General features: G+C 52.1%; 12 protein-coding genes. 2 read left to right on the plus strand and 10 right to left on the minus strand.

The genetic code is table 11. From position 1 onward, the window contains the following. Positions 1-11: 11 nt before the first annotated feature. From nuoI to lrhA, 9 genes are all read right to left on the minus strand, one after another. Entirely contained in the window at positions 12-554 is a 543-nt protein-coding gene (gene nuoI, locus A7Z29_RS17535) for an NADH-quinone oxidoreductase subunit NuoI (RefSeq protein ID WP_000172749.1), read from the minus strand. A 14-nt stretch (positions 555-568) separates the two neighbouring features. Continuing rightward, on the minus strand, positions 569-1,546 hold the full coding sequence (gene nuoH / locus A7Z29_RS17540) for an NADH-quinone oxidoreductase subunit NuoH (RefSeq protein WP_000118685.1): 978 nt from the start codon (positions 1,544-1,546) through the stop codon (positions 569-571). Then, positions 1,543-4,269, minus strand: coding sequence for an NADH-quinone oxidoreductase subunit NuoG (gene nuoG / locus A7Z29_RS17545; protein ID WP_105290574.1), 2,727 nt, complete (start codon positions 4,267-4,269; stop codon positions 1,543-1,545). Before nuoG ends, nuoH begins: the two co-directional genes overlap by 4 nt. A 156-nt stretch (positions 4,270-4,425) precedes the next feature. Then, positions 4,426-5,763, minus strand: a complete 1,338-nt coding sequence (gene nuoF, locus A7Z29_RS17550; RefSeq protein ID WP_000789511.1) for an NADH-quinone oxidoreductase subunit NuoF — start codon at positions 5,761-5,763, stop codon at positions 4,426-4,428. Continuing rightward, positions 5,760-6,260 (minus strand): NADH-quinone oxidoreductase subunit NuoE, encoded by a 501-nt coding sequence (nuoE, locus tag A7Z29_RS17555; protein WP_000545042.1) that lies wholly within the window; start codon positions 6,258-6,260, stop codon positions 5,760-5,762. The genes nuoF and nuoE overlap by 4 nt, the downstream gene beginning before the upstream one ends. Positions 6,261-6,262: 2 nt before the next feature. After that, a complete protein-coding gene (gene nuoC, locus A7Z29_RS17560) occupies positions 6,263-8,065 on the minus strand; it encodes an NADH-quinone oxidoreductase subunit C/D (protein WP_000247878.1) in 1,803 nt (600 codons plus the stop codon). 89 nt (positions 8,066-8,154) lie between these two features. Continuing rightward, a complete protein-coding gene (gene nuoB / locus A7Z29_RS17565; RefSeq protein WP_000386733.1) occupies positions 8,155-8,817 on the minus strand; it encodes an NADH-quinone oxidoreductase subunit NuoB in 663 nt (220 codons plus the stop codon). A gap of 15 nt (positions 8,818-8,832) precedes the next feature. After that, positions 8,833-9,276 (minus strand): NADH-quinone oxidoreductase subunit NuoA, encoded by a 444-nt coding sequence (nuoA, locus tag A7Z29_RS17570; RefSeq protein WP_000062994.1) that lies wholly within the window; start codon positions 9,274-9,276, stop codon positions 8,833-8,835. Positions 9,277-9,904: 628 nt separating this feature from the next. Next, positions 9,905-10,843 carry a transcriptional regulator LrhA gene (lrhA, locus tag A7Z29_RS17575; RefSeq protein ID WP_000622296.1) on the minus strand — a complete coding sequence of 313 codons (939 nt, stop codon included), beginning with the start codon at positions 10,841-10,843 and terminating at the stop codon, positions 9,905-9,907. Between the two features lie 920 nt (positions 10,844-11,763). On the opposite strand from lrhA, the gene alaA reads away from it, so the two are divergent. Both alaA and yfbR read left to right on the plus strand, forming a co-directional pair. After that, positions 11,764-12,981 (plus strand): alanine transaminase AlaA, encoded by a 1,218-nt coding sequence (alaA, locus tag A7Z29_RS17585; RefSeq protein ID WP_000074519.1) that lies wholly within the window; start codon positions 11,764-11,766, stop codon positions 12,979-12,981. Between the two features lie 83 nt (positions 12,982-13,064). After that, a complete protein-coding gene (gene yfbR / locus A7Z29_RS17590) occupies positions 13,065-13,664 on the plus strand; it encodes a 5'-deoxynucleotidase (protein WP_000813872.1) in 600 nt (199 codons plus the stop codon). Between the two features lie 86 nt (positions 13,665-13,750). Here yfbR and A7Z29_RS17595 read toward each other — a convergent pair whose 3' ends face one another. Next, positions 13,751-15,583 carry an SLC13 family permease gene (locus A7Z29_RS17595; RefSeq protein WP_001012872.1) on the minus strand — a complete coding sequence of 611 codons (1,833 nt, stop codon included), beginning with the start codon at positions 15,581-15,583 and terminating at the stop codon, positions 13,751-13,753. Positions 15,584-15,604: the final 21 nt, after the last annotated feature.

A 15,604-nucleotide genomic window follows, 5' to 3' on the forward strand; every position in this document is an offset into this window, starting at 1 on the left:
TGCCCCTCTCCTTACGGTAACAGGCTCTTGACGTCGATAGGCTTGGCTTCGTTCTCTGCTTCGCCCTTATCTTTGCCGTCGATTGCCATACCTGCCATCCGGTAGAAGTTATATTCCGGGTATTTGCCCGGACCGGAGATCAGCAGATCCTCTTTCTCGTAAACCAGATCCTGGCGTTTGTATTCCCCCATTTCGAAATCCGGGGTTAACTGGATCGCCGTGGTCGGACAGGCTTCTTCGCACAGACCACAGAAAATGCAGCGTGAGAAGTTGATGCGGAAAAATTCCGGATACCAGCGACCGTCTTTGGTTTCTGCTTTTTGCAGCGAGATACAGCCGACCGGGCAGGCTACCGCACAGAGGTTACAGGCCACGCAACGCTCTTCGCCGTCCGGGTCGCGGGTCAGAACGATACGACCACGATAACGGGGCGGCAGATAGACCGGCTCTTCCGGGTACATTCGCGTTTCGCGTTTGGCGAACGCGTGCAGGCCGATCATCCAGATACTACGAACCTGGGTGCCGAAACCTACTAACAATTCTTTTAAGGTCATGGTCTTAGTGCCCCTTATTGCGCCTGCCAGAGAATGACAGCCGCCGTTACCAGCAAGTTGATCAGCGTCAGCGGCAGGCAGATTTTCCAGCCGAAGGACATTACCTGGTCATAACGCGGACGCGGTAACGACGCACGAATCAAAATGAACATCATCATAAAGAACGCGGTTTTCAGCGCGAACCAGATGAATGGTGGTAACAACGGGCCTTGCCAGCCACCGAAAAACAGCGTCACCATCAGTGCTGAGATGGTCACAATCCCGATGTATTCACCCACGAAGAACAGACCGAATTTCATACCGGAATATTCAATGTGGTAACCATCCGCCAGTTCCTGCTCGGCTTCCGGCTGGTCAAACGGGTGACGGTGACACACCGCCACGCCCGCGATGGCAAAGGTAATAAAACCAAAGAATTGCGGGATGACGTTCCACACATGCGCCTGGCTGTTGACGATGTCGGTCATGTTGAATGAACCGGCCTGCGCCACCACGCCCATCAGGGAAAGCCCAAGGAACACTTCGTAGCTCAGAGTCTGTGCAGAAGCACGCATCGCACCCAGCAGAGAGTATTTGTTGTTACTTGACCAGCCCGCAAACAGCACCGCGTAAACCGCCAGACCTGCCATCATCAGGAAGAACAAAATCCCGATGTTCAGGTCGGCAACCACCCAACCCGGACTGACTGGCACAATCGCAAAGGCCAGCAGCAGCGAGGTAAAGGCAATCATTGGCGCCAGAGTAAAGATGACGCGATCCGAGAATTTCGGGATCCAGTCTTCTTTAAAGAACATTTTGATCATGTCCGCGACCAGCTGGAGCGAACCGCCCCAGCCAACACGGTTAGGTCCGTAACGGTTCTGGAACAGACCCAGCAGGCGACGTTCGCCAAAGCTCATGAATGCCCCGCAGGTGACAACCACCAGCAGGATCACCACCGCTTTGAGGATGGTCAGCAGGATCTCAATCAGTTCCGGTGATAACCAACTCATTGTTGTGCCTCCTTGAGATCCTCAAGATGCGCGCCAGCCAGCACTGGAGCAATGCCGGACATCCCCATCGGCAAGCCCACCTGCCCTGCCGTCAGCCCTTCGGCGATTTCAACCGGCAACGTGACCGTGTTGCCATCGTAACTAAAGGAGACGCGTGTACCCGCGTTCACACCCAACTTCGCGGCATCTGCCGGGTTAAGTTTGATGTACGGCTGCGGCATACGGCTCTGGAAGACCGGAGCACGCTGTGACAGTTCATCGCTGCCAAACAGGTGGTAGTACGGCGCGATACGCCATTTCCCTTCCTGCGGCTGGAAGCGAGCCGGTACGCTGGTGAAGTAATCCAGACCGTTTTCGCTGGTTTCAAACAGACGCACACCCGGATCGCCAAAGCGCAGTTTGCCGCCCACTTCATCCTGGAACTTGTTCCATGCCTGCGGGGAGTTCCAGCCCGGCGCCCAGGCAAACGGCACTTGCGAACGGTGCGCGGTCGGCTGGTTGTTACCTTCCATCGAGAAGGTGAACATGGTGTCAATATCCTGCGGCTGACGCGGCTCATGAACGCTGATATTGGCGCGCATGGCGGTACGACCGCTGTAACGGTGCGGTTCACGAGCCAGTTTCTGCCCGCGAATACGGAATGTCGCATCCGGCGCAGCATCTTTGATACCCGCCAGTTCCGGGATTTTCGCCACAACAGCGTCAATTACATGGTCGAGCTGTGTCCAGTCCACTTCACGGCTCAGCAAGGTGCTGTGCAGCGAGTGCAGCCAGCGCCAGCTTTCCAGCATGACAGTTTTGCTGTCGTAATAAGCCGGATCGTAAACCTGGAAGAAACGTTGGGCGCGACCTTCGTTGTTGATAACCGTACCGTCGCTTTCAGCAAAGCTGGCGGCGGAAAGCACCAGATGGGCGTTTTCCATGATCGCTGTGCGTTGATGGTCAACCACCATCACCAGTGGCGCTTTAGCCAGCGCAGCATTTACGCGGGTTGCGGAAGCGTGACGATGCAGATCGTTTTCCAGCACCACCACCGCGTCGGCGCGTCCGGTTTCCAGTTCGGTTAACGCTTCTTCCAGCGAACCGCCACCCATAATGCCCAGCCCCATGCTGTTGACGGAACGGGCAATCATGGTGATACCTACGTCAGCGCCGCGACCTTTCAGGGCTTTCGCCACGTTAGCCGCCGCCTGAATCACTTCTGTGCTACCGGCGTTCGTCCCGGAGATAATCAACGGTTTCTTCGCACCAGCCAGTGCCTGCACGATGACGTCGATTTTGCTTTGCAGCTCAGGCTCGATACCGTCAACCGCTGGCGCGGAGTTATCCAGCGCATGGGCGATGGCAAAACCTAAACGCGCCTGATCTTCAACCGGTGCGCGGTAAGTCCACGCCGCAATATCATCCAGACGAGTGTCATCAACGTTGGTAACAAACAGCGGATGCTTCGCACGTTGACCGATGTTGAGGATTGCCGCAATCTGCCAGTCAGCCACTTTCTGTGCTGCCGCCATTTCGCGTGCTTTACCTTTCACCGCCTGACGCACCGCCAGCGCGACGCGTGCGCCGGTCTGGGTAACGTCTTCGCCCAGTACCAGTACCGCATCGTAAGATTCGATTTCGCGCAGTGCCGGCGTATAAATGCCGCCTTCACGCAGCACTTTCAGCGCCAGTTGCAGACGTTCCTGCTCACCGTGAGCGATACCGGTGTAGAAGTTTTCTTCGCCCACCAGCTCACGCAGCGCAAAGTTGCTTTCTACACTGGCTCGCGGAGAACCGATGCCGATCACTTTCTTCGACTGACGCAGAATATCTGCTGCGCCTTGCATTGCCTGTTCGGCGTTGAGGGTAATGAAATCATCGCCACGACGCTGTACTGGCTGACGCGGACGATCTTTCAGGTTGACGTAGCCGTAACCGAAACGACCACGGTCGCAGAGGAAGTAGTGGTTTACCGTACCGTTGTAACGGTTTTCGATACGACGCAGTTCGCCGTAACGTTCGCCGGGGCTGATGTTACAGCCGATGGAACATTGCTGGCAGATGCTCGGCGCAAACTGCATATCCCATTTACGGTTGTAACGCTCGGAGTGCGTTTTGTCGGTAAATACGCCAGTCGGGCAAATTTCGACCAGGTTACCGGAAAATTCGCTTTCCAGGGTGCCGTCTTCAGGGCGACCGAAGTAGACGTTGTCGTGTGCGCCATAAACGCCCAGATCCGTACCGTCAGCGTAATCTTTGTAGTAACGCACACAGCGGTAACAGGCGATGCAGCGGTTCATTTCGTGGGAGATGAACGGCCCCAGATCCTGATTGCGGTGGGTACGTTTGGTGAAACGGTAGCGACGGAAGCTGTGTCCGGTCATCACGGTCATATCCTGAAGATGGCAGTTACCGCCCTCTTCACATACCGGACAGTCGTGCGGGTGGTTAGTCATTAACCACTCGACCACACTTTCACGGAACTGTTTCGCTTCTTCGTCGTCAATGGAAATAAAGGTGCCATCGGAAGCCGGTGTCATACAGGACATCACCAGGCGACCACGCGTGTCTTCCGCGTTTTGGTACTGCTTCACCGCACACTGGCGGCAAGCACCGACGCTTCCCAGCGCCGGATGCCAGCAAAAGTAAGGAATATCAAGACCCAGAGACAGACAAGCTTCCAGCAGATTGTCCGCTCCGTTGACCTCGTATTCTTTGCCGTCTACATGAATTGTAGCCATTAGCATGCTTCCAGTTTTCTCAGTCAGAGACTGAGCGTTAATCGAAATCATTCCCCTCACCCCGGCCCTCTCCCCTAAGGGGCGAGGGAGAAAAGCGGCTCAGGATCATCCCCTCTCCCCTCCGGGGAGAGGGTTAGGGTGAGGGGTAAAAGGTCCTTACCAGCGCTCTTTCAGCAGGTTCGGCTGAATCCCATTAATCAAATGAGTATTGCTGAACGGCTGTTTGATTCCCGCTTCAAATTCTTCGCGGAAATATTTGATGGCGCTCTGTAACGGCTCCACCGCACCAGGTGCGTGGGCACAGAAGGTTTTACCCGGGCCTAAGAATCGACACAGTTGCTCAAGTGTTTCGATATCTCCCGGCTGACCTTCGCCCCGCTCCAGCGCACGCAGAATTTTCACGCTCCACGGTAGACCGTCACGGCACGGTGTACACCAGCCGCAGGATTCACGGGCGAAAAACTCTTCCAGGTTACGCACCAGCGACACCATGTTGATCTCATGGTCAACCGCCATCGCCAGCGCCGTACCCAGACGGCTGCCCGCTTTACCGATGCTTTCGAATTCCATCGGCAGGTCAAGGTGCGCTTCGGTCAGGAAGTCGGTGCCCGCGCCGCCTGGCTGCCAGGCTTTGAATTTCAGGCCGTCACGCATACCACCGGCGTAATCTTCGAGGATCTCGCGTGCGGTAGTGCCGAACGGCAGTTCCCACAGACCCGGATTTTTCACCCGACCGGAGAAGCCCATCAGCTTGGTGCCAGCATCTTTACTTTTCGAGATGTTCTGATACCACTCCACGCCGTTAGCAAGGATTGCCGGAACGTTACACAGGGTTTCGACGTTGTTGACGCAGGTCGGTTTACCCCATGCGCCGGAGGTTGCCGGGAATGGCGGTTTTGAACGCGGGTTAGCGCGACGCCCTTCCAGGGAGTTGATTAACGCTGTTTCTTCACCGCAGATGTAGCGCCCTGCCCCGGTATGGACAAACAGTTCAAAATCAAAACCTGTTCCCATAATGTTTTTGCCAAGCAGACCTGCTTCGGTCGCTTCAGCAATGGCACGGCGCAGATTCACTGCTGCTTCAATATATTCGCCACGCAGGAAGATGTAGCCACGGTAAGCTTTCAGCGCAAACGCGGAGATGAGCATACCTTCCACCAGCAGGTGCGGCAGTTGTTCCATCAGCAGGCGGTCTTTATAGGTGCCCGGCTCCATTTCATCGGCGTTACACAGCAGGTAACGGATGTTCATGGATTCGTCTTTCGGCATCAGGCTCCACTTCAGGCCAGTAGAAAAGCCTGCACCGCCGCGCCCTTTCAGGCCGGAGTCTTTTACCTGAGTAACGATTTCGTCCGGAGAAAGTCCGGTCAGCGCCTTACGCGCCCCTTCGTAACCGTTTTTGCTGCGGTATTCATCCAGCCACACTGGCTGTTTATCATCACGCAGACGCCAGGTCAGCGGATGCGTTTCGGGAGTACGGATAATGTTTTTCATTTATACCGCTCCAGCAGTTCAGGGATCGCTTCCGGGGTCAGATGCGCGTGAGTATCCTCATCGATCATCATGTTTGGCCCTTTATCACAGTTCCCCAGGCAGCAGGTTGGCAGCAGCGTAAAGCGGCCGTCAAACGTCGTTTGCCCTGGTTTGATGTTCAGTTTTTTCTCCAGCGCCGCCTGAATGCCCTGGTAACCGTTGATGTGACAGACCACGCTGTCGCAATAACGGATCACATGGCGACCAACCGGCTGGCGGAAGATCTGGCTGTAGAATGTTGCCACGCCTTCGACATCGCTCGCCGGAATACCCAGAACGTCAGCGATCGCGTGGATCGCACCGTCCGGCACCCAGCCACGCTGCTTCTGAACGATCTTCAGGGCTTCAATGGACGCCGCACGCGGGTCTTCGTAGTGGTGCATCTCGTGCTCAATCGCTTCACGCTCTGCCGCACTCAGCTCAAAAGCCTCAGTTTGTGGTTGTTGATTCTCGTGCATAATTAGCGGTCCACATCTGACATAACAAAATCGATACTGCCCAGATAAACAATCAGGTCAGACACAAGGCTGCCACGGATCGCCGCCGGAATTTGCTGCAAATGCGCATAACTCGGCGTGCGGATACGGGTGCGATAACTCATGGTGCTGCCGTCGCTGGTCAGGTAGTAACTGTTGATCCCTTTAGTCGCCTCAATCATCTGGAAGGATTCATTGGCAGGCATCACAGGCCCCCATGACACTTGCAGGAAGTGGGTGATCAGGGTTTCGATATGTTGCAGCGTGCGCTCTTTCGGCGGCGGCGTAGTCAGCGGGTGATCCGCTTTGAACGGGCCTTCCGGCATGTTGTTGAGGCACTGCTCAAGAATGCGCAGACTCTGACGCAGCTCTTCCACTTTCAGCATTACGCGGGTGTAGCAGTCAGAAACGCCACCGCCAACCGGGATTTCAAAGTCGAAGTTTTCATAGCCAGAATAAGGACGCGCCTTACGCACGTCGAAGTCGATCCCGGTGGCTCGCAGGCCAGCACCGGTGGTGCCCCACTCCAGCGCCTCTTTCGCGCCGTAGGCGGCAACGCCCTGGGAACGGCCTTTCAGAATGGTGTTTTGCAGCGCCGCTTTCTCGTAAGACGCCAGACGTTTCGGCATCCAGTCGAGGAACTCACGCAGCAGACGATCCCAGCCACGCGGCAGGTCGTGCGCTACGCCGCCAATACGGAACCACGCCGGGTGCATACGGAAACCGGTTATCGCTTCTACCAGATCGTAGATTTTCTGCCGATCCGTAAAGGCGAAGAACACAGGCGTCATCGCGCCGACGTCCTGAATAAAGGTGGAAATGTACAGCAGGTGGCTATTGATACGGAACAGTTCGGAGAGCATTACGCGAATCACGTTAACGCGATCCGGCACGGTAATTCCGGCCAGTTTCTCTACCGCCAGTACGTAAGGCATTTCGTTAACGCAGCCGCCGAGATATTCGATACGGTCGGTGTAAGGAATATAGCTGTGCCAGGACTGGCGTTCGCCCATTTTCTCAGCGCCACGGTGGTGGTAGCCGATGTCTGGTACGCAGTCGACAATCTCTTCGCCGTCGAGTTGCAAAACGATACGGAAAGCCCCGTGCGCCGACGGGTGGTTCGGGCCGAGGTTGAGGAACATGAAGTCTTCGTTTTCGGTGCCGCGCTTCATCCCCCACTCTTCCGGTTTGAAGGTCAGGGCTTCCATCTCCAGATCCTGTTTGGCTTTGGTCAGCTCAAACGGCGAGAATTCGGTAGCGCGCGCCGGGTAATCTTTACGCAGCGGGTGACCTTTCCAGGTTTGCGGCATCATGATGCGGCGCAGGTTCGGGTGACCATCGAAAGTAATGCCAAACAGATCCCAGGTTTCACGCTCATACCAGTTGGCGTTCGGGAACAATTTGGTAAAGGTCGGTACGTGCAGGTCGTTTTCAGCCAGCGCCACCTTCAGCATGATGTCGCGGTTACGATCGATGGAAATCAGATGGTAGAAAACAGAAAAATCCGCAGCAGGTAGCCCTTCGCGGTGGGTGCGTAGACGTTCGTCCATGCCGTGTAAATCAAACAGCATGACGTAAGGTTTCGGCAGTTTCTTTAAGAAATCGCCAACTTCCAGTAATTGTTCACGCTTGATCCACACAACGGGAACCCCGGTGCGAGTCGCCTGAACAGTAAAGGCATCCGGCCCAAAACGGTTGCGCAGTTCGCCTATCACCGGATCATCAAGATGATCGCGGGTCTGCCAGGCGGGTTCTTGCGCGGTTAAGTCGGTCATATTGTTCACCATTGCATATGGTCCGTGGTGACTGTCGGCGTGGCTTCGCGCAATAGATTTAGGAATAAGCGAAGAAAAATGCCTTTGCCGACAGGCGCAAATTAAATCTCGTCAGGGGTGCGCAGGTTGGTAACGGCAATGCGTTCACCGCGCTTGCGTTCGCGCTCTGATTGCATATTGGCGCGATAAACGCCCTGATCGCCAACGACCCAGGAGAGCGGGCGACGTTCTTTACCAATAGATTCCTGCAACAACATCAGTGCCTGCATATACGCTTCCGGACGCGGCGGACACCCCGGGATATACACATCAACCGGAATGAATTTATCAACGCCCTGTACAACGGAATAAATGTCGTACATACCACCGGAGTTGGCACAGGCTCCCATAGAGATAACCCATTTCGGCTCCAGCATCTGGTCATACAGACGCTGAATAACCGGTGCCATCTTGGTAAAGCAGGTTCCTGCCACCACCATCAGGTCAGCCTGACGCGGCGAAGCACGTAATACTTCTGCGCCAAAACGCGCCACGTCATGCACCGCAGTAAACGAGGTCACCATCTCAACGTAACAGCAGGAAAGACCGAAGTTATACGGCCAAATTGAGTTTTTACGACCCCAGTTAACCATGTCATTGAGCTTGCCCATAAACACGTTTTTGTTAACTTCTTGCTCCAGAGGGTCGGTTACGATCTCCTGCTTTTGCAGGGGGTAACGGTCGTTCTCACCGTTGGGATCTATGCGGGTGAGCGTATAATCCATCTTAATGCCTCGCGGTTAGCGTTGACGATTAGCGATACTGTTCGTTTCCGGGTTCATACGCTCGCGGCGAGAACGCGCGGGCGTCCAGTCCAGCGCGCCAATACGCACCAGATAAACCAGACCAGCCAGTAACACAAAAATAAAAATTGCCGCTTCTACAAAGCCAATCCAGCCGCTCTCGCGAATGGAGGTTGACCATGCGAACAGATACAGCGCCTCAACGTCGAAGATAACGAAGAACATGGCCACCAGATAAAACTTGGCAGACAGGCGTAAGCGGGCGGAGCCGACCGAGTCGATACCTGATTCAAACGGCACGTTTTTCGACCTCGCGCGTGCGCGACCGCCTAAAAACCAACCGCCTACCAGCATCAGGCAACACAGGCCAATGGCAACGATAAGAAAGATAGCGAATGCCCAGTGATGAGCGATGACTTCAGTGGATGTTGACATACTCATTGCTTACTCATCAAAAGTAGCGCCAGATTCACTGCTCTTCACGGCAGATGGACGCCACATCGATTCATGGGGAGGAATAAAAAAAACCTTACAATCACTGTAGAAACTATTTTATACAGCTAATTGATGTGGTCTTTTACTCCTTTCTATAACCTTTTGTCAACTTTAACAAAGGTTTCTTCACATTAATTTACATGATATCAACAACTTTTGCATTTAATGCCCTTTAGCCCCAGATTGTTGACAACTCCAGGAAAATTAGATGTTGTTGAATCGTGTCCGTTGTGAAGCAATGGAAAAAATACGGGTCTATTTTGACAGGAATTTGTGTCGATTCCTCCCCCCAAAAGAGAGTATTTTCTTGATCTGTGACACGCTTTTGTTAATCCATAACAAAAATACAGCAAAAATTTTACGCATTTTTTAACATCATTGTAGCAGGAGATTTTTTTCAGGCGATTTTTTGTTCGTCAGCGAGGAGAATGGCTGATGATTGAAAAATGAACGATTTTGTTCGTCGTGAGGAAAATTCTTAAGGATTTATTGTAAAAAAAGCCACTGACGTTTTATTCGTCACCAGTGGCTTATTTTTACAAACTTGTCATCAGAAATTGTTATTGCCGGACGATTATTCGTAATCCCCTTCTATCAACAGGGAATCGTCCCCCTCCTGGGTAGTCAGCGGGCTGTATTGCCATGGGTTGTGATAACTCTCCATCGCCTGGTATATCACCTGCGCCAACTCATTATTGCTGGATGGATCATAGCACAGCAAATATTCGGTATCTGGTAGTGGAGGTAAACCGTCTACCGCGCTCAAAACGCGCAGATCCGGACTCATCATCTCAACCGGTCTTGCCGTCACGCCAAGACCCGCTTTTACTGCAGCACGAACCGCCGGTAATGTGGAGGCAACATACGCCAGGCGCCATGGAATATCCGCTTTATTGAGCGTTGCCAGAACCATGTCACGGAACGGACTAGGATCATCCAAGAGCACAAGTGGGATCGGCTCGCCTTTTTGCAACACATATTCCGCAGCGCAATACCAGTGCGTAGGAGAAGTACGCAGGTTCAACGCCTTAAAGGTATCAGGACGATGAGTGGTAACCATTAAATCCACTTCCTGGGACTTCAGCATTTCTGCCATATAGGCATTGCGCTTAACGCGGACATCCAGCGCAAGTTTCGGATAAACCGAACTTACGCGATTAAGCAGGAAAGGTAAGATCGTATCAGCAGATTCATCTGAAGCACCGATAGTTAACACGCCCTGAAGATTACTGAACATCAATGATGAGCAAGCCTCATCATTAAAACGCAGGATTTTCCTGGCGTAACCAAGAAGCTGAATGCCATGTTCAGTTAACAGTTTGTTGCGACCATGCCGAGCGAACAGTTCTTTCCCAACGAGTTGTTCCAGACGTTGCATTTGCTGGCTAACAGCGGACTGAGTACGACACACAGCGGCAGCTGCAGCAGCAAAAGTGTTCAGATCGGCAACAGCAACAAATGTTCTCAGCAGATCGAGGTCGAGGTTAATTATCGGACGATTTGCACTTATCATATATTATCACTTACTGGCGGCTCATACTGAGCTGGTTAATGCTGTGCACACACAAACAAGCAATTCCATTTGTAATGTGCCTCCCTGGCAGTTTCATCCGGAACCCGGATGAAAGTAAAAATGCATATGAGTTGCACTAAAAATGTGGCTCACATTGTTCCGTTATAATGCCTGAAGTAGATCACAGAATATATCTTCAGGGATCGCATATCTATTAAGTTACTCACTCTTTTCTATTTATGACATGCGCGAGTTTATGTAAATGTAAATGTTGCTCCCTGCTCCTCTCCCTCGCAGCAGCGCGGCTAATACGTATACGCGTACAAACAGCAAGGATGAGACCGCATCAAAAGCAGGTGTTCCGTCATTAAAGCAGGCATTTTACCCTAAAACCCTTTTATTTATAAGGGTCATTGCGAATTATCTGATGCAAAGTTATGTTATGTTAGGCAAAGTAATCTTCTATTATTAATATGCACAACAAAACCTTTTTGAATATTAAATAATAATTAATTAGCATCACCCGCATTCATTAATTCCTCTTAACAATAATTACCCCCGTCATCACCTATACGACACATCGGCAATCACTACTCGTTAATTTTTCACTTATAACGAAAATATCATCAACACTTTATGTTCGTGATTTCTTAAGCCGAAGAAATTTTACGCATTTATCTGCCAGACAAAAAAACCATACAGCGAATTAATATTCAGAATAAATCACTACAAAACATCGCTTATTAAGTATATGCATCTTATTATTTTGCGATAATTAAGTTATTAACAGCACAATTCCTCTTTCTCTGCTAGCAAAATCTTGTTCTGCAGAACTTCAAAACGCAGCCCTGGGAGAGTACATTGTTCTAAGCTGACTTCCACGGCAGGGAGTGGCGATAACAGCAAAAAGGTCAAGATTCATGTCCCCCATTGAAAAATCCAGCAAATTAGAGAATGTCTGTTACGACATCCGTGGTCCGGTGCTGAAAGAAGCAAAACGCCTGGAAGAAGAAGGTAACAAAGTACTGAAACTGAACATCGGCAATCCAGCGCCGTTCGGTTTTGACGCACCCGATGAGATCCTGGTTGACGTGATACGCAACCTCCCGACAGCTCAGGGCTATTGCGATTCCAAAGGCCTTTATTCCGCGCGTAAAGCCATCATGCAGCACTACCAGGCTCGTGGTATGCGTGATGTTACCGTGGAAGATATTTACATTGGCAATGGTGTATCAGAGCTTATCGTTCAGGCAATGCAGGCATTGCTGAACAGTGGGGACGAAATGTTGGTTCCTGCGCCTGATTACCCTCTATGGACAGCGGCAGTTTCGCTCTCCGGCGGTAAAGCAGTGCACTATCTTTGCGATGAATCCTCTGACTGGTTCCCGGATCTCGATGACATTCGCGCCAAAATTACGCCACGCACGCGCGGCATTGTTATTATCAACCCGAACAACCCAACCGGCGCAGTATATTCCAAAGAGCTTTTGATGGAGATTGTGGAGATTGCGCGTCAACATAATCTCATTATCTTCGCCGATGAAATTTACGACAAAATCCTCTATGACGACGCAGAGCATCACTCGATTGCGCCGTTAGCTCCTGACCTGCTGACTATTACCTTTAACGGGCTGTCGAAAACGTATCGCGTCGCTGGCTTCCGTCAGGGCTGGATGGTGCTGAACGGGCCGAAAAAACACGCCAAAGGCTACATCGAAGGTCTGGAAATGCTGGCCTCAATGCGACTGTGCGCCAACGTTCCCGCGCAACACGCAATACAAACCGCACTCGGCGGCTATCAGAGTATCAGCGAGTTTATCATGCCGGGTGGACGTCTTTACGAGCAGCGTAATCGCGCCTGGGAATTGATTAACGACATTCCAGGCGTTTCCTGTGTGAAGCCGCGCGGCGCACTGTACATGTTCCCGAAAATCGACGCCAAACGCTTTAATATTCACGACGATCAGAAGATGGTACTGGATTTCCTGTTACAGGAAAAAGTTCTGCTTGTACAAGGAACTGCATTTAACTGGCCGTGGCCGGATCACTTCCGCATTGTCACGCTGCCGCGTGTTGATGATATCGAACTGTCCTTGAGCAAGTTCGCTCGTTTCCTTTCCGGTTATCATCAGTTGTAATCTTAAATTCACTGCCGGAGATTGCATCCGGCAGTGTTATCCCTCCACAATGACCTCAGGATGTCATCACTCGTAAGGTCACTATGAAACAGAGCCATTTTTTTGCCCACCTCTCCCGCCTGAAACTCATTAACCGCTGGCCGCTAATGCGCAACGTGCGGACGGAAAATGTGTCCGAACACAGTTTGCAGGTAGCGATGGTCGCCCATGCGCTGGCAGCCATCAAGAATCGCAAATTTGGCGGACAGGTGAATGCAGAACGCATCGCACTGCTGGCGATGTACCACGATGCCTCTGAAGTGCTCACTGGCGATCTTCCTACTCCGGTGAAATACTTCAACTCGCAAATCGCCCAGGAATATAAAGCCATTGAGAAAATCGCTCAGCAAAAACTTGTCGATATGGTTCCTGAGGAGTTGCGGGATATCTTTGCGCCTTTAATCGATGAGAATGCGTATAGCGATGAAGAAAAGTCACTGGTTAAACAGGCGGATGCGCTGTGTGCGTATCTGAAATGCCTTGAAGAACTCGCAGCCGGAAATAATGAATTTTTGCTGGCAAAAACGCGGCTGGAAGCGACGCTTGAAGCGCGCCGCAGCCAGGAGATGGACTACTTCATGGAAGTATTTGTTCCCAGCTTCCATCTTTCGCTCGATGAGATTAGCCAGGATTCACCGCTGTAAGCAGCCAGATACCAGCCGACACAGCCTGATAAGACGCGCCAGCGTCGCATCAGGCAGTAAGCGACGGATGCGACATCAGGCTCTCGTCAAAATGGAAACAGCATCGGGATCATCACCACACAAACCGCCATCACGATAATGGTGAACGGTACACCCAGCTTCACAAAGTCACTGAAGCTGTAATTCCCCGGACCTAAAACCAGTGTGTTAACGGGCGAAGAAACTGGCGTCATAAAAGCGGCGGATGCAGCCATCGCCACGACCATTGCGAACGGATAAGGTGATACGCCCATTGTTTTTGCGGCAGCCAGCGCAATCGGAGCCATCAACACCGCCGTCGCGGTATTAGAGATAAATAACCCAATAACCGCCGACAAGACAAACAAACAGACCAGCATCATATGCGGTCCGTAACCGCCGCCGATGTCCATCAGTCCTTTTACCGCCAGCGCAACACCTCCGGTTTTCTGTAATGCTACAGCAAACGGCATCATCCCAACGATCAAAATAATGCTCGGCCAGTGAATGGATTTATAGGCGCTTTCGGCATCGATACAGCGGAATTTCCCCATTAGCAGGCAGGCAATGATAGCGGCAACAGGGTTAGGAATTTCATCGGTTAGCATTAAGGCCACCATCAACACCAGACAAAAAATGGCATGGGGTGCCTGGCTGTGTGCGGGCGATGCCTCACTCACTTCTTCCGGTAAATTCAGCGCCACAAAATCGCGCCCCTGTTTTGCCAGCATACCGATCAGTTTCCAGTTACCGACCACCAGAATGATATCGCCCAGCAGCAGAGGCTCATCCGCCAGCGAACCTTCCAGCGCCACGCCATTGCGTTTCAGCCCCACGACATTCAGCCCGTAGCGAGTACGAAAGCCAATTTCGCGCACCGATTTACCAATAAGCTCTGACTCAGGAATTAATGAAATCTCCGCCATGCCGACATCAAGAGCCTGATCGGAAAAATACTCACCGCGCAAAACCATCGGCTCCAGCAATTGCTCACTGCAAAATTGCCGGAGATCGACATCAGCCGCTGACATATCGATAAGCAAAACGTCACGCGCACGAAATTCAGAAACCCCGTTCACATTCACAATAACACGACGAAAACGACGCCAGCGTTCAACACCAATGACATTTGCGCCATAGCGTTCACGCAATTTAAGGTCGTCCAGTCGTTGCCCAATCATCGGCGAACCGGGGCGAATAGCCAGACGGCGCGCACGTCCGGTAAGACGGTATTCACGAATAAGATCGCGGAAGGTGCGACGCGTCCAGCCTTCGCGCTGCGGGGTCTGGGAATCCCCTTTCAGCATAAAACGCATCACCAGCATGTATAAGATGCCGAGTACCAATACGACCAGGCCGATAGGCGTTACGCTAAAGAAACTAAACCCGTGATAACCTTCGCGTAGCAGTTCACTGTTCACCACCAGGTTAGGCGGCGTCGCCACCAGCGTCATCATGCCGCTAATCAACCCGGCAAAACTCAGCGGCATCATCAGGCGCGACGGCGACGTTTGCATACGCATGGCAACGCTTAACACCACGGGAATAAAGATAGCGACGACGCCAGTTGAACTCATAAATGCGCCAAGACCCGCAACAGTTAACATCAGTAAAACCAGCATTTTGATTTCACTGTTGCCTGCTACTTTAACCAGCCATGTCCCCATCGCGGTTGCAACGCCGGTACGGACTAAACCATCACCAATAATAAACAGGGCGGCGATCAGCACAACGTTGGGATCGGAAAAGCCGGAAAAAACTTCGGGAACCGTCAGCGTTCCGCTTAATGCAAACGCGACAATAACAAACAAAGCGACCGCATCCATACGCACTCTGCCTGTAGCGAACAGGACTATGGCAACGGCCAGTAATGAGAGAACCCAGATCAATTCACCGTTCACAACTTATCCTTGTTAATTGAG

Origin of the sequence: Escherichia sp. MOD1-EC6842, assembly GCF_002965705.1 — a bacterium.
Lineage (GTDB): Bacteria > Pseudomonadota > Gammaproteobacteria > Enterobacterales > Enterobacteriaceae > Escherichia > Escherichia ruysiae.

What these genes read in the sequence shown, in the direction of transcription:
- nuoI (WP_000172749.1), bottom strand. Translation starts at nt 554, where the DNA reads ATGACCTTAAAAGAATTGTTAGTAGGTTTCGGCACCCAGGTTCGTAGT.
- nuoH (WP_000118685.1), bottom strand. Translation starts at nt 1,546, where the DNA reads ATGAGTTGGTTATCACCGGAACTGATTGAGATCCTGCTGACCATCCTC.
- nuoG (WP_105290574.1), bottom strand. Translation starts at nt 4,269, where the DNA reads ATGGCTACAATTCATGTAGACGGCAAAGAATACGAGGTCAACGGAGCG.
- nuoF (WP_000789511.1), bottom strand. Translation starts at nt 5,763, where the DNA reads ATGAAAAACATTATCCGTACTCCCGAAACGCATCCGCTGACCTGGCGT.
- nuoE (WP_000545042.1), bottom strand. Translation starts at nt 6,260, where the DNA reads ATGCACGAGAATCAACAACCACAAACTGAGGCTTTTGAGCTGAGTGCG.
- nuoC (WP_000247878.1), bottom strand. Translation starts at nt 8,065, where the DNA reads ATGGTGAACAATATGACCGACTTAACCGCGCAAGAACCCGCCTGGCAG.
- nuoB (WP_000386733.1), bottom strand. Translation starts at nt 8,817, where the DNA reads ATGGATTATACGCTCACCCGCATAGATCCCAACGGTGAGAACGACCGT.
- nuoA (WP_000062994.1), bottom strand. Translation starts at nt 9,276, where the DNA reads ATGAGTATGTCAACATCCACTGAAGTCATCGCTCATCACTGGGCATTC.
- lrhA (WP_000622296.1), bottom strand. Translation starts at nt 10,843, where the DNA reads ATGATAAGTGCAAATCGTCCGATAATTAACCTCGACCTCGATCTGCTG.
- alaA (WP_000074519.1), top strand. Translation starts at nt 11,764, where the DNA reads ATGTCCCCCATTGAAAAATCCAGCAAATTAGAGAATGTCTGTTACGAC.
- yfbR (WP_000813872.1), top strand. Translation starts at nt 13,065, where the DNA reads ATGAAACAGAGCCATTTTTTTGCCCACCTCTCCCGCCTGAAACTCATT.